The 12932-nt window shown below is 72.6% G+C and carries 15 protein-coding genes and 1 pseudogene; 13 read left to right on the top strand and 3 right to left on the bottom strand.

What is annotated here, in order from left to right; genetic code table 11:
- Nucleotides 1-55 precede the first annotated feature (55 nt).
- The 9 genes from TOK_RS14825 (at nt 56) to TOK_RS14780 (ending at nt 7938) form a co-directional block, all read left to right on the top strand.
- Complete coding sequence (locus TOK_RS14825; protein ID WP_172457573.1) at nt 56-1957, top strand: CsoS2 family carboxysome shell protein; 1902 nt, start codon at nt 56-58, stop codon at nt 1955-1957.
- A gap of 61 nt (nt 1958-2018) precedes the next feature.
- Nucleotides 2019-2321, top strand: coding sequence for a carboxysome peptide A (locus TOK_RS14820; RefSeq protein ID WP_098958427.1), 303 nt, complete (start codon nt 2019-2021; stop codon nt 2319-2321).
- Entirely contained in the window at nt 2318-2578 is a 261-nt protein-coding gene (locus TOK_RS14815; RefSeq protein WP_098958426.1) for a carboxysome peptide B, read from the top strand. Before TOK_RS14820 ends, TOK_RS14815 begins: the two co-directional genes overlap by 4 nt.
- A gap of 67 nt (nt 2579-2645) precedes the next feature.
- Complete coding sequence (locus TOK_RS14810) at nt 2646-2978, top strand: BMC domain-containing protein (protein WP_098958425.1); 333 nt, start codon at nt 2646-2648, stop codon at nt 2976-2978.
- 146 nt (nt 2979-3124) lie between these two features.
- Nucleotides 3125-3382: a 4a-hydroxytetrahydrobiopterin dehydratase gene (locus tag TOK_RS14805; protein ID WP_216361975.1), complete on the top strand. Its 258-nt coding sequence runs from the start codon at nt 3125-3127 to the stop codon at nt 3380-3382.
- A 258-nt stretch (nt 3383-3640) separates the two neighbouring features.
- Nucleotides 3641-4633 carry a Nudix family hydrolase gene (locus TOK_RS14800; protein ID WP_172457572.1) on the top strand — a complete coding sequence of 331 codons (993 nt, stop codon included), beginning with the start codon at nt 3641-3643 and terminating at the stop codon, nt 4631-4633.
- Nucleotides 4634-4776: 143 nt separating this feature from the next.
- Nucleotides 4777-5670, top strand: a complete 894-nt coding sequence (locus TOK_RS14795; RefSeq protein ID WP_098958423.1) for a LysR family transcriptional regulator — start codon at nt 4777-4779, stop codon at nt 5668-5670.
- A gap of 276 nt (nt 5671-5946) precedes the next feature.
- Nucleotides 5947-6603 carry a response regulator transcription factor gene (locus tag TOK_RS14785; protein WP_098958421.1) on the top strand — a complete coding sequence of 219 codons (657 nt, stop codon included), beginning with the start codon at nt 5947-5949 and terminating at the stop codon, nt 6601-6603.
- 63 nt (nt 6604-6666) lie between these two features.
- Nucleotides 6667-7938 carry an ATP-binding protein gene (locus TOK_RS14780; RefSeq protein WP_098958420.1) on the top strand — a complete coding sequence of 424 codons (1272 nt, stop codon included), beginning with the start codon at nt 6667-6669 and terminating at the stop codon, nt 7936-7938.
- An 11-nt stretch (nt 7939-7949) separates the two neighbouring features.
- Here TOK_RS14780 and TOK_RS14775 read toward each other — a convergent pair whose 3' ends face one another.
- The gene (locus TOK_RS14775; RefSeq protein ID WP_098958419.1) at nt 7950-8471 is read right to left on the bottom strand and encodes a GtrA family protein; all 522 of its coding nucleotides are present in this window, start codon (nt 8469-8471) and stop codon (nt 7950-7952) included.
- Nucleotides 8472-8637: 166 nt separating this feature from the next.
- On the opposite strand from TOK_RS14775, the gene TOK_RS14770 reads away from it, so the two are divergent.
- The 4 genes from TOK_RS14770 (at nt 8638) to TOK_RS14755 (ending at nt 12066) form a co-directional block, all read left to right on the top strand.
- Nucleotides 8638-9840, top strand: a complete 1203-nt coding sequence (locus tag TOK_RS14770) for a 5-(carboxyamino)imidazole ribonucleotide synthase (RefSeq protein WP_098958705.1) — start codon at nt 8638-8640, stop codon at nt 9838-9840.
- Complete coding sequence (gene purE, locus TOK_RS14765; protein WP_098958418.1) at nt 9840-10358, top strand: 5-(carboxyamino)imidazole ribonucleotide mutase; 519 nt, start codon at nt 9840-9842, stop codon at nt 10356-10358. The genes TOK_RS14770 and purE overlap by 1 nt, the downstream gene beginning before the upstream one ends.
- Before the next feature lie 108 nt (nt 10359-10466).
- Nucleotides 10467-10874: a YciI family protein gene (locus TOK_RS14760; protein WP_098958417.1), complete on the top strand. Its 408-nt coding sequence runs from the start codon at nt 10467-10469 to the stop codon at nt 10872-10874.
- A gap of 22 nt (nt 10875-10896) precedes the next feature.
- The gene (locus tag TOK_RS14755) at nt 10897-12066 is read left to right on the top strand and encodes an RNA polymerase sigma factor (protein ID WP_098958704.1); all 1170 of its coding nucleotides are present in this window, start codon (nt 10897-10899) and stop codon (nt 12064-12066) included.
- A gap of 333 nt (nt 12067-12399) precedes the next feature.
- Here the strand turns inward: TOK_RS14755 and TOK_RS32635 are convergent, their stop codons facing one another.
- Both TOK_RS32635 and TOK_RS14750 read right to left on the bottom strand, forming a co-directional pair.
- Nucleotides 12400-12552, bottom strand: coding sequence for a hypothetical protein (locus TOK_RS32635; protein ID WP_172457571.1), 153 nt, complete (start codon nt 12550-12552; stop codon nt 12400-12402).
- A 10-nt stretch (nt 12553-12562) separates the two neighbouring features.
- Nucleotides 12563-12932 (bottom strand): annotated as a pseudogene (locus TOK_RS14750) (hypothetical protein); the annotation flags it as partial.

Genomic DNA, 12932 nt, shown 5'->3' with positions numbered 1-12932 from the left:
CCGCACGGCGGCCAAGGCGCGGCGTCATGTGTTGTCGCTCAGCGACTCGGCTCCGATGCGGGTGCACGCCGTCGTGTCGTCGCCGAGCCCGGCTCCGATCCGGGCCGCGTCGGGTGCGGTGGCCGACGCGCAGCTGGGCCGGGCGTCCTCGCTGCAGCGTCGTCGACAGCTGTCGCAGGGCAAGCGTGGTCTGAACGGTGCCGTCGTGGCGCCGGTCGCCGCGCCCCTTTCCGGCGCCTCGGGGTCGGGTGCGGTCGCTGACGCGCAGCTGGGCCGGGCGTCCTCGCTGCAGCGTCGTCGGCAGCTGTCGCAGGGCAAGCGTGGTCTGAACGGTGCCGTCGTGGCGCCGGTGCCCGCCTCCCCGGCGCCTGCTCCGGCTCCGGCCGGGTCCGGTGCAGTGGCCGACGCGCAGCTGGGCCGGGCCTCGGCACGGCAGCGGCGCCGGCAGCTGACGCAGGGCAAGCGTGGTCTGAACGCCGGCGCCGAGGCATCGGCGCAGGCGACCGGTTCCGGCCGGGTCCGCCCAGAACGTGGGGGACAGCTCGGCAACGCGCCGAAGGTGCTCGAGTCGCCGACCCAGGGCGGGCTGCGCGTGACCGGGGTGCGAATCGGTCCGGGTGTCCGGGTGACCGGTGACGAGCCCGGGCGCGGGATGGCGGTGTCGGGGTCGCAGTACGTCCCCGACGGTTCCGCGGAGTCGGTGTCCGGTAAGCCGAAGGTCGGCCTGGTGCGCACCGCGAAGGGCCTGGTCGTGTCGGGTACGGCGGTGCGGAGCCAGGTGGCGATCACCGGTGACGAGTTCGGCGAGCACATCGCCATCACCGGGGAGGCGGACCAGAAGGTCGACGACGACCTCACGCCGCGCAGTGGGGCGGCCGGTCATCGCTCGGGGCAGTTCCCGCGGAAGGCGCAGTTCCCGCGGAAGAACGATCCGCGACCGGCGCCGAGCCCTCGTTCCGGTTCGGCGTTGGAGACCTCCGACGGTGGTCGGGATGTGACCGGCACAGCGGTGGGGCGCAGCGGGCGCGTCACCGGCAACGAGGCCGGCGAATCACGTGCGCTGACCGGTGACCAGTACCAGCGGCCGTCGTCCGCCACCGAATGGTCCGGCACCGACGGTGTCACCGCTCCGGCAGCCGGTCATGGCGGGTCGCGGCTGGACCCGGTGACCGGGGGCAAGGTGACGGAGGCGCTGACCTGGCGTGGACAGCGTGTGACCGGCCCGAACGTGGAGCACAGCCCGAACGTCACCGGGGACGAGCCCGGCTCGTGCCGACCGGTGACCGGTACCCCTTACCAGGGCCCGGGGACCGCGATCGGCTGGTGTGAGACCGCGGAAGGTGACGCGGCCGGGCAACGACTGGACGCACGCGCCGGAGGTGTGGCCGTGACCGGCGACGTGCCGATGCACGCCGAGGCGGTGACGGGAACCGAGCGCGGTCGGTCGCAAGCAGTGACCGGGACGTCCTACCACCACGACATGCGGGCTGCCGAGCCGGTGCCGGGGCCATGGTCGGCCGATTCCTCGTTCCCGATCGCGTTGGCCCGCCGCGGCGGCCCCGGCGAGGTGCCGGACGGTGCGTCGGACCAGGATCGCGTCACGGGTTCGTTCGCTGTCGCCGAGGGCAAGGTCACCGGCAACAACGAGTTCGTCTTCCGGCCCCGGCGGCGTCGCGACGCCCCGCCGACGTCGATCACCGGCGAGGGAAGCACCGAGGGTCGCGAGGTGACCGGGTCGGCGTGGACGTCGAACAAGCTGGTCACCGGTACCGAGGGCTACATCTCGGCCGGGCGCAACCCGACCGAGGCCCGTGGTGAGTCGCACGCCTGGGCCGGCGCGACCCGCTTCCGTGAGAAGTCCACGCCGTCGGAGCGGCGCCAGAACATCACCGGGCAGTCGGGCCAGACCACCAACACGACCAGCCGGATCACCCTGTCCGGTGGTGCGTCGGCATGACGTCCGTCGCACCGGCGATCAGCACCTCGACCCTCGGACGACCGAAGGAGGCAGCGCACGCATGAAGGTCTTCAGAGTCGAAGGGACGCTCGTCGCGACCGCCCGCATCGGCAACCTCGACCGGCACCGGCTGCTCGTGGTCCAGGAGCGCGGGTCGAGCAGCAAGCAGGTCGCGGTCGACCCGGTGGGCTGCAAGCCGGGTGACTGGGTGATCGCGGTCGGCAGCTCTGCGGCGCGTGATGCCGCCGGCAGCAAGGAGTACCCGAGTGACCTGACGATCGTCGGCATCATCGACTACTGGGACGACGAGCATCCCTCCGGTCAGGCGTCGGCCCGCGGGTCCGGCGGCGGAGCGAAGGGATGAGGATCCAGCGGGTCGCCCGCGACCTCGTCGCCACCGAGCAGGTCGCGGGACTGGGCTTCACGTCGTTGCAGGTGGTCGAGGACGACCGCGGCAATGTCGAGGTGGCCACCGACCCGGTCGGAACCAAGCCCGGAGACTTCGTCTTCACCATTGCGACGTCGGCGGCGCGTTACGCGGCCGGCAACGCAGCGATCACGACCGATCTGACGATCGGCGGAATCATCGACCACTGGAGTGAAGAGCGTTGGCGCTCATGAGTCTCGGCTCCACTCCGTACGACCAATACCAGAGTTCACATCTCGAATGTCCGAAGGAAGGAAAGTAATGACGCGCAGCGACGAGAGGTTCGGCATCGCACTCGGGATGATCGAGACCCGGGGGCTCGTGCCGGCCATCGAGGCGGCCGACGCCATGACCAAGGCTTCTGAGGTGCGGCTCATCGGGCGCCAGTTCGTCGGTGGCGGGTACGTCACCATCCTGGTCCGCGGTGAGACCGGTGCGGTCAACGCTGCGGTCCGCGCCGGCGCCGACGCCTGCGAGCGGGTTGGTGACGGCCTCGCTGCCGCACACATCATCGCCCGCCCGCACAGTGAGGTGGAGCAGATCCTGCCCGCCGGCGAGAACGACCCCGCCGCCGGTCAGACCCCCGCGCGGTAGTTCTTCACGCCTGTGCCGAACCAGCCCAGCGCTCCCGTCGGCTGAGCAGAGGCTCTCCAGTGCGGCCGGCGCCAGCCGTATTCTCGGCTGGCGCCGGCGACCATTTTCACCCAACAGAGAGGGACGTGATGACGACGGAGTCCCCGGTGCCCGCGGGCTGGACTGAGTCCGAGCGGCCATCGTTGTTGCACCGCCGATTCGAGTTCGACACCTACGACGAGACGCGTCGATTCCTCACATTTCTCGAGGAGCTGTCGAAGGAATTGGGACTGTACCCGGATCTCGCTTTCGCCCGCACCCACGTCCGCGTGACGGTGAACGGGCCCGACGGAGGAGCAGTCGGCGCGGAAGAGCGGGAGTTCGCCGTCCGCGCCGGGGCCTATTCTGCGAAGGAAGCTGTCTGAGATGCCACCCCGAGCACGCTCGGCAGGAGCTGCCGCCGGCCGGCCGAGGCGGCGCCGAACGGCTGCCGCGGACGCCGACAGCACATCGACCGGTTCGACACCGGCGGACGACACGGCTTCGACGGACGCCGCGCCCGGCGAGCCGGAGGTAGTTGAGCCGGTGGCCGAGCAGGAGGTGGCCGAGCCGGAGTCGCCCGAACAGGCGGTGCCGCCGCGCCGTCCCGGAATCCTGCATTCAGAGCGGGTCTGGCCGGACTAGTGCTGCCCGGTCGTCGTCGCGCCCCGGTAGGGCGTCCCGAGGTCGATGTCGCGGTCGGAGTCGTCCGTTCCTCCGATGGCAGGGTTCTGCTCGCGGAACGTCGGCCCGGCACGGTCGGCGCCGGCTACTGGGAGCTCCCCGGCGGGAAGATCGATCCCGGGGAGACGCCTGCCCAGGCCGCGGTGCGAGAGCTCTGGGAGGAGCTCGGTGTCCGCGTCCAGGAGCTCGAACCCTGGCGGGTCCACACGCACGACTTCGCGTCCGCGCGTCTGCGCATCCACCTCTTCCACGTGCGCTCCTGGTCCGGCGACCCCACCGGTCGGGAGGGGCAGCGGCTGGCATGGGTGGATCCGCGGCAACCTGCGGTGGGTCCGCTGCTGCCCAGCAACGAACTGGCCATGACGGCCCTGGGCCTGCCCGACCTGATGGCTGTCGCCCGCGTGGACCGCGGCCCCGACGGTCCCGGGAACCTCATGGATCAGATCCCCACCCTGGCAACTCGGGGTGTGCGCCTCCTGATCGTGCGCGCGCCTGATCTCGCGTCGGCGCAGCGGGTGCAACTCGGTCGTCGGCTGATGCGGGTGAGCCGAGGAACGGGGCTGAGGCTGGTGCTCTCGGGAACGCCCCTGGAGGCTCTGCAGTCCGGGGCCGACGGGTTGCACACCGGCGCGACGGCCCTGTCGGCTGCGACGGAGCGTCCCCCCATCCCGCTGTGGGTGGTCTCGGTCCACCACTCCGGCGACCTCGCTCGGGCCACTGCGCTGGGTGCCGACGCGGCGCTCGTATCGCCGGTGCTGCCGACTCCTGCACGTCCTGCTCATGAGCCGCTGGGTTGGGACGGGCTGCGAAGGCTCGTCGAGGCCGGCCCGCTGCAGGTCTTCGCCCGAGGCGGCCTGGGGCCCGACGATCTCGGGCCCGCGATCGCGGCGGGGGCGACGGGAGTGGCGGTCGACATCGACCGCGTCTCGATCCCGGCAGTCGCACGTACGTGACCGGCGCTTCCCGGGTCGGAGTGCGAGCCCGTCGCTGAGTGGTGTCCTCGCGCGTGACAACCCGTGAACATCGGCGGGGACAACGATGAACCTGACAGTGAACCATCCGGTCGTACTCTCCACACGCCAGTTATGCTCCCGCCATGGAGCAGCCGGTCACCTGGTCACGGATGCGGACGTTCGTGGCAGTGGCGGACGCCGGCAGCGTCCGGGCGGCAGCCGCGCAGCTGCATGTGTCGGAACCGGCGGTGTCGGCCGCGATCACGAGCATGGAGCGACAGCTCCACACCCAGCTCACAGCGAAGTCGGGACGCGGGATCGTCATGACCGAAGCGGGCCGGGTGTACGTCGACTACTGCCGACAGATCCTGGGCCTGCTCGAGGAGTCGGCGATGGCGGTGCGGCGGGCGGGGCTGGGTCAGCTCCGTCTCGGAGCGGTCGGCACCGCGAGCGAGTACCTGGTGCCGACTCTGCTGGGTCGCTTTCGCGCGCACTATCCGGACGTGCAGGTGTCGCTCGCCGTGAGTCCCCGCGACGACCTCTTCACCGCCATCCGCAGCCACGAGCTGGACGTCGTCTTCGCCGGTCGCCCGCCGCGCGGCTCCGGACTCTTGATCGGGGCCACCCGCGCGAACCGGCTGATCGTCGTCGCCGCGCCCGGGCACCAGGGTGCTCCGTTCGAGTCCACCTGGTTGATGCGTGGTCCGGGTTCGGGAACGCTCGAGACCACGCTGTCCTTGTTCGACCAGGCCAACGCCGATCCCCACACCCTGACACTGGGGTCGCTGGGTGCCGTCATCGCCGGCGCGAAGGCGGGCCTCGGCGTGACCCTGGTGCATGCCGACGCGGTCGCCGACGACCTCGCCGAGGGGCGGCTCGTCCAGGTCCGCGTCGCGCGGACGCCGATCGCCCGACCCTGGCACCTGGTGACCGGATCGAGGCCGACCGCTGTGGCGGCGCTGTTCATCTCCAGTTGCACGAGCGAGGATCTCGCAGCCGCGGCGTTCAGTCTCCAGCGGCGGTCAGGGGCCCACTGAACCGCCCCGGTGTGTCCGGCGAGCTGTCGGTGTGAGCCCCGTGGCTCGGTTCGGGTACTCGTCGGCGGTACTGGGCGGTCGCCGGTTCGGCGGGCGGGATGTCCGCGGCGGCGCGGTGTGGGCGGCGGTGGTTGGCCCGGTCGACGTGCTCGAGGGTGGCGATCCCGACCTGCTCGACGCTGCGCCAGGGCCCGACGCCCAGGGCCGGTGCGCTCCGGGCCGGTGTCGCTGTGCGGGTCCGCGCACTCCGGCAGAGGACGGGCATAAGCTGCGCTGGTGACGACCGTCCTGCTGGCCGAGGACGACACGGCGATCGCCGAGCCGCTGTCCCGTGCCTTGCAACGTGAGGGGTACCACGTCGATGTGGCCGGCGACGGTGCGTCGGCGCTCGACCATGTCCGTGAGGGTGGGGTCGATCTTCTCGTCCTCGACCTCGGGCTGCCGGGGATGGACGGGTTGGAGGTCTGCAGGCGGCTGCGGATCGACTTCCCGGACCTGCCCGTCCTGATGCTCACGGCCCGCACCGACGAGGTCGACTTCGTGGTGGGGCTGGACGCGGGGGCCGACGACTACGTCGGCAAGCCGTTCCGGCTCGCCGAGCTGCTGGCCCGGGTGCGGGCGCTGCTGCGGCGGCTCACCCCGGAGACCGTCGAGGTCGGGGGGGTGCGGATGGAGCTGTCGGGGCGTCGGGTGCTGGTCGACGGGGTCGAGGTCGGGCTGGCCAACAAGGAGTTCGAGCTGCTGCGTGTGCTGCTGCTGCGCGCGGGCCAGGTCGTGACCCGCGAGGAGATCCTGCGCGAGGTGTGGAACGACCCGGATCTGAAGACGTCGAAGACACTCGACATGCACATGTCCTGGCTGCGCCGCAAGATCGGCGGTGAGCAGCGCATCGCCACGGTGCGGGGCGTCGGGTTCCGCTTCAACCACGACTAGCGTCGCAGCATGACCCGCCAGTGCACGACTCTCCGGCCGCGACCGGCCAGGACAGCCTGACCCGTGCGCCGCCGCATCCTCCAGTCGACGCTGCTCGTCGTGATGATCACGGCGCTCGTCCTCGGTGGCCCGCTCGCGTTCACGACGTGGCGGCTCGTCGAGGACATCACGCGCGCGGAGCTGACGTCGGCGCTGGAACGGATCGTCGCGCGCGTCGACGACGACCAGATGCTCGACCAGGCCGACCAGGCCGCGGTCAGCCTGGCGGTGCCCGCGGGCGGCCAGCTGACGATCCGCATCCCCGGCCGGCCGGTGGGCACGGTGGGCCCGGAGATCGAGGCCGCGACCGTCTCGGAGACGTTGCCGTTCGGGTCGGGCGCGTCGCTGACGCTGGCCGAGCCGTTGTCGACGATGCGCACCCAGCAGATACAGGTGACGGTCATCGTGCTGCTGCTGGTACTGCTGTCGGTGGGGGTGGGGGCGTTCGTCGCGACGGTCACCGCGCGCCGGCTGGCCAATCCGCTCTCCGACGTCGCCGACCGGGCCGCGCGGCTCGGCGCGGGTGACTTCCGCTCGGCGCCGCACCGGCACGGCATCCCTGAGCTCGACCGGGTGTCCGACGTCCTCGACGCGTCGGCGACCGCGCTGGCCGAGCTGGTCCAGCGGGAACGATCCCTGGTCGGTGACGTGTCGCACCAGCTGCGCAGCCGGCTGACGGCGCTGCAGCTGCGCCTGGACGAGCTGTCCACCCACCCGGACCCCAGCGCGCGCCGGGAGGCCCTGGCCGCGCTGGAGCAGACGGAGAAGCTGACCGCGGTCCTCGACGAGCTGCTGGACGCGGCGAGGCTCGCGCGAGCCGCCGGTGCCGAGCCGCTGGACCTGAAGGAGGGCCTCGGCGACGTCGCGGACGAGTGGCGGCCGACCTTGCGCGCCGAGAACCGGCAGCTCAAGTTCCGGGTGCCCGACGGCCTGATGGCCCGGGTCACGCCGGCGCGGCTGCGGGAGGCGGTGGGCGCGCTGGTGGAGAACGCGATGCACCACGGCGCCGGGCCGGTGACGATCAGTGCCCGCGCCCGCGACGACCTGCTGATCATCGACGTCAGCGACAGCGGTCAGGGCATCCCGGAAGAGCTGGTCCCGCACGTGTTCGACCGGGGTGTCTCCGGGAACTCGTCGACGGGTATCGGCCTCGCGCTGGCGCGTGCGCTCGTGGAGGCCGACGGCGGCCGGCTGGAGCTGTCACGGGCGCGGCCCCCGCTGTTCACGATCTTCCTGCCGGTGGCGCGGGCAGAGGACGTCGTCGGGAAGGCGCGTCCCTCGGCGATCCCGCGCTGAGCGCGAGGCCCTCAGTCGCGGCCCGTCGGCTCCTCGACCTGGCGGCGGACATCGGTGTCGGGGAACACGAAGCGGCGGAACGCCCACCAGCGGAACGCCATGCCGGCCAGCACGCCCAGGATCTGCCCGGACACGAAGTCGGCGACCTCCTGGGTGAACATCGAGACGTCGGGCACCTGCAGGTCGAGCAGGTAGCGCGAGATCGCCAGCGGCGCGGTGTACACGGCGACGCCGAGACCGCTGATGACGAAGAACAGCGCCGCCTCGTGGTGACGCTCACGGCCGCCGCGGGTCCGGAACGACCACTCGCGGTTGAGGACGTAGGACACGATCGTCGCGACCAGGACCGCGATGACCTTGGCGGTGATGGGCTTCGACTCGAGCACGCCGGCCTTGAGGACCAGGAAGACCGCGGTGTCGATCACCCAGGTGGTGCCCCCGACGACGGCGAACTTCACCAGCTCGCGATGCTTGATCGCGAGAGCGCGGTAGGGCTGAGGAATGCTCAGCAGGACGGACTCGACCACTGACACCTCGACGATCGTGCCAGAGCGGCCGGCAGCGCGGACGCCGGGGCCTGCCCCGGTCCGGAACCGTGCGGTGTGTCCGAACTAGGCTGACGCGCTTGACGGGGTGGCCGTTCGGAGGACGCCCGGGTGAGGGAGAGGTGCCTGCGTGGGGCGCGACGGGACACCGCGGATGCCGGTCGTCGGGATGGTCGGGGGCGGGCAGCTCGCCCGGATGACCCACCAGGCCGCGATCGCGCTGGGACAGTCGTTGCGGGTGCTGGCGGTGCGCCCCGACGAGCCTGCCCCGCTGGTCACGCCGGACGTGCACCTCGGCGGTGCCGACGACGCCGCGGCGATGAAGGCGTTCGCCGTCGGCTGCGACGTCGTCACCTTCGACCACGAGCAGGTGCCGCAGGAGCGGCTGCGCGAGCTGGCGGCCGCGGGTGCTGCGGTGCGTCCCGGGCCGGACGCGCTGTTGTTCGCGCAGGACAAGCTCGTCATGCGCCGCCGGCTGGAGACGATGGGCGCGCCCGTCCCGGCCTACGCCGAGATCACCGAGCCCGCGCAGGTGGAGGCGTTCGGCGCCGAGCACGGCTGGCCGGTCGTCCTCAAGGCGGTGCGCGGCGGCTACGACGGCCGTGGTGTCTGGATGCTGCCGGCCGCCGACCCGGAGCTCGTCGGCGAGCTGCTGGCCGCGGGGACGCCGCTGATGGTCGAGGAGGCCGTCGTGATGCGCCGGGAGCTGGCGGTGCAGGTCGCCCGGTCACCGTTCGGCCAGGCCGCGGGATGGCCGGTCGTGGAGACGGTGCAGGAGGACGGCCAGTGCGTGCAGGTCCTCGCGCCCGCGCCGGGGCTCGCCGAGGCCGACGCGATCGCCGCGCAGCAGCTCGCGCTGCGGCTGGCGCACGAGCTCGACGTCGTCGGCCTGCTCGCGGTGGAGCTGTTCGACACCGCGGACGGGCTCGTCGTCAACGAGCTGGCGATGCGCCCCCACAACTCGGGCCACTGGACGATCGAGGGCGCGCGGACGTCGCAGTTCGAGCAGCACCTGCGCGCGGTGCTCGACTACCCGCTCGGCGCGGTCGCGATGACGGCGCCCGCGGTGGTCATGGCCAACGTGCTGGGCGCGGCGGAGGCGCCGGAGATGTCGACCGACGAGCGCCTGCACCACCTGATGGCGCGTTTCCCGGACGTCAAGGTCCACCTGTACGGCAAGGACGAGCGGCCGCAGCGCAAGGTCGGGCACGTGACGGCGCTGGGCGACGACCCGGCGGCGGTGCGCGAGCGAGCGGCGCTGGCGGCGCGTTGGCTGTCCACCGCGACCTGGGCCGACGGCTGGTCGGTCCACGACGGCCCCGCGACGGGCGCCCGGACCGGAACGGAGCGTGCCTGATGGCCGCCGCGACGAGCACCGAGGAGCCGCAGGTCGGCGTCATCATGGGCAGCGACTCGGACTGGCCGGTGATGGAGGCCGCCGCCGAGGCGCTCGCGGAGTTCGACATCGCCTGCGAGGTGGGCGTCTACTCCGCGCACCGCACGCCGCAGCGGATGCTCGACTACGCCGTCGAGGCCGAGTCGCGCGGGCTGCGGGTGATCATCGCCGGGGCGGGCGGCGCGGCGCACCTGCCGGGCATGGTCGCGTCGGCGACGCCGCTGCCGGTCATCGGCGTCCCGGTCCCGCTGGCGCGTCTCGACGGGCTCGACTCGCTGCTGTCGATCGTGCAGATGCCGGCGGGTGTGCCGGTCGCCACCGTCGCGGTCGGGGGCGCCCGCAACGCGGGCCTGCTCGCGGTGCGCATCCTCGCGGCGTCCGACGACGCGCTGCGCGCCCGGATGGTGCGCTTCCAGCGTGACCTCGCCGACTCCGTCCTGGCCAAGGACGCGGCGTTGCGCGCGGCCCGCGGCGAGTAGCGGAAAAATCTCCCGAAGAAGTCCGGGAGAGGTGTCGAGAACCCGGCGCCGGCTCCGTCCCTGGTACACGATCGGCCTGCCGGGTCGTCGGAGGAGAGGGAGAACACCATGAAGTACCTGCTGCTCAAGCACTACCGCGGCGGACCGGCCCCCGTCGTCGACTTCGCGCCGCTCGACCAGTGGGCGCCCGAGAAGGTCGACGCGCACATCCAGTTCATGCGGGACTTCGCCGACAAGCTCGTCGAGACCGGGGAGTTCGTCGATGCGCAGGCCGTCGCGCAGGAGGGCGCGTTCGTCCGGTTCGACGGCGAGGGGCGCCCGCCGGTCACCGACGGCCCGTTCGCCGAGACGAAGGACCTGGTGGCGGGCTGGATGGTCATCGACGTGGAGTCGTGGGAGCGGGCGGTCGAGCTGGCGGGCGAGCTGTCGTCGGCGCCCGGCCCCGACGGTGAGCCCATCCACGAGTGGCTCGAGGTGCGGCCGTTCCTCAACCACGCCCCGTCCGGCGGCGAGTGACCCGTCGGTGGACACCCTCGGGCTGAACGGAGAGCTGGTCAGGGAGTTCGTGCCCGCGGTCATCGGTGTCCTCGTCCGCCGCGGTGCCGACTTCGCGTCGGCCGAGGACGCCGTGCAGGAGGCGCTGATCCGGGCGTACGAGATCTGGCCGCAGGACCCGCCGCGGGATCCGAAGGCATGGCTGATCGCGGCCGCGTGGCGCAAGTTCCTCGACGCCGTCCGGTCCGAGTCGGCGCGCCGTGGACGTGAGCTGGCCGTCGACGCCGAGCCGCCCGACGGGCCGGTGCCCGCCACCGACGACACGCTGCAGCTGTACTTCCTGTGCGCCCACCCGTCCCTGCCTCAGGCGGCTGCGGTCGCGCTGACGCTGCGGGCCGTCGGCGGCCTGACGACACGTCAGATCGCCACCGCCCACCTGGTGCCCGAGGCGACCATGGCTCAGCGGATCAGCCGGGCCAAACGCAAGCTGGAGGGCGTGCCGCTCGACGCGCCCGGTGACCTGTCGACGGTCGTGCGCGTGCTCTACCTGGTGTTCAACGAGGGGTACGGCGGTGACGTCGACCTGGCGGCCGAGGCGGTGCGGCTGGCCCGGCGCCTCGTCGCGCTCACCGACGAACCCGAGGCCGCAGGTCTGCTCGCGCTGATGCTGCTGCACCACGCGCGGCGGGCGTCGCGCACCGGTCCGGGTGGGCGGCTGGTGCCGCTGGCCGCGCAGGACCGGTCGCGCTGGGACACGGGCATGATCGCGGAGGGCGTGACGCTGCTGCAGACGGCCCTGGCCCGTGACCGGCTGGGGGAGTATCAGGCGCAGGCCGCGATCGCCGCGCTGCATGCCGACGCCACCACCGCGGCGGAGACGGACTGGACGCAGATCGTCGAGTGGTACGACGAGCTGCTGGCCCTCACGGGCTCGCCCGTCGTGGCACTCAACAGGGCCGTCGCCGTCGGCGAGGCGGACGGTGCGCGGGCCGGTCTCGCGGCGCTCGCCGACGTCGATCCCGGCCTGCCCCGGTACGCCGCGGCCCGGGCGTACCTCCTCGAACGCGCCGGTGATCTCGAGGGCGCCGCCACCGGGTACGTCGAGGCCGCCGGTGCCGCGACGAGCGTCGCCGAACGCGACCACCTGACCCGCGAGGCCGCCCGGCTGCGGCAGGCCGCGCGTACCTCCCCGGAGCGTCCTCGCACCCTCTGAGACGACTCCCGGAATTGTCGTTGCAGAGGCGCCGGATCCGGACGTAGCGTGGCGGCACACAGGAGAGGAGGTGGTCCAACGTTGAATAGCTACTGGACTTCATGTGAGGTGGCTGTCCGCTAGTACCACGGGACGATCTCCGACGGCCGATGGAAGCCGGAATGTGGTACCGGCGAATTCCAGGCAGTCACCCGTGATCCCCGGGTTCGGGCCCGTCCAGCCCGATCACGCACTCCGGTGCGGCCCGGGGATCATGTATGTCCGGGGCCGGTCGGCTCCCGCTCACGGCACTGCCCGGGCCGGGCCGGGCCGGGCCCAGCATCCGCCCGGCCATCACCGGATCGAGGTCGGGCGCGCCTCACGGATCAGTGCGTCGAGCGCCGCGACGTCGCCGCGGCCGGGCTCGTCGAGAGCGGCGATGTAGGCAGAAGGGCCGCTGTACTCGGCGGGGCCGCTGAGTTCAGAAGAAGTGCCCAGTTCCGACATACCGGGCACCCTACGACGGCGGGCCGACAGTTCCGGAACGGTCCGGCGGGCCGGCCCGTTCCAGGCGGGCGGCCGCGCGTTCGAGGCGGGTCGCGATCGCGGTGAGGCCGTCGGCAAGGTCGTCGGCGGAGCGGTCGGGGGCGACGGGCAGCATCGTCTCGACGCGGCGGAACGCGGCCCGGCAGGCGTCGCGGGCCCCGGGGCGGGCGCCGTCGACGAGCCAGGTCCGCAGCGCGTGGTTGTGCGCGGCGACGACCGCGGCGGCGGTGACGGCCGCCGCGAGCTCGCCGTCGGGCCGGTCGGCGAGGCGTTCGCGCAGCCGTCGCCCGAAGAGCCGCCGGTAGTGGTCGACACTGGCGGCCTCGCGGTCGCGCAGTGCG

The sequence above is a fragment of the Pseudonocardia sp. N23 genome (genome assembly GCF_002583555.1).
Lineage (GTDB): Bacteria > Actinomycetota > Actinomycetes > Mycobacteriales > Pseudonocardiaceae > Pseudonocardia.
Note: the sequence above shows the minus strand (reverse complement) of the source record. Positions and strands in the feature narration are given on the sequence as shown.

Bases quoted from the DNA above. Each gene is read 5' to 3' on its own strand.
- TOK_RS14795 (WP_098958423.1), top strand. From the start codon at position 4,777: ATGGAGCAGCCGGTCACCTGGTCACGGATGCGGACGTTCGTGGCAGTG.
- TOK_RS14815 (WP_098958426.1), top strand. From the start codon at position 2,318: ATGAGGATCCAGCGGGTCGCCCGCGACCTCGTCGCCACCGAGCAGGTC.
- TOK_RS14760 (WP_098958417.1), top strand. From the start codon at position 10,467: ATGAAGTACCTGCTGCTCAAGCACTACCGCGGCGGACCGGCCCCCGTC.
- TOK_RS14825 (WP_172457573.1), top strand. From the start codon at position 56: ATGCGGGTGCACGCCGTCGTGTCGTCGCCGAGCCCGGCTCCGATCCGG.
- TOK_RS32635 (WP_172457571.1), bottom strand. From the start codon at position 12,552: ATGTCGGAACTGGGCACTTCTTCTGAACTCAGCGGCCCCGCCGAGTAC.
- TOK_RS14770 (WP_098958705.1), top strand. From the start codon at position 8,638: ATGCCGGTCGTCGGGATGGTCGGGGGCGGGCAGCTCGCCCGGATGACC.
- purE (WP_098958418.1), top strand. From the start codon at position 9,840: ATGGCCGCCGCGACGAGCACCGAGGAGCCGCAGGTCGGCGTCATCATG.
- TOK_RS14810 (WP_098958425.1), top strand. From the start codon at position 2,646: ATGACGCGCAGCGACGAGAGGTTCGGCATCGCACTCGGGATGATCGAG.
- TOK_RS14820 (WP_098958427.1), top strand. From the start codon at position 2,019: ATGAAGGTCTTCAGAGTCGAAGGGACGCTCGTCGCGACCGCCCGCATC.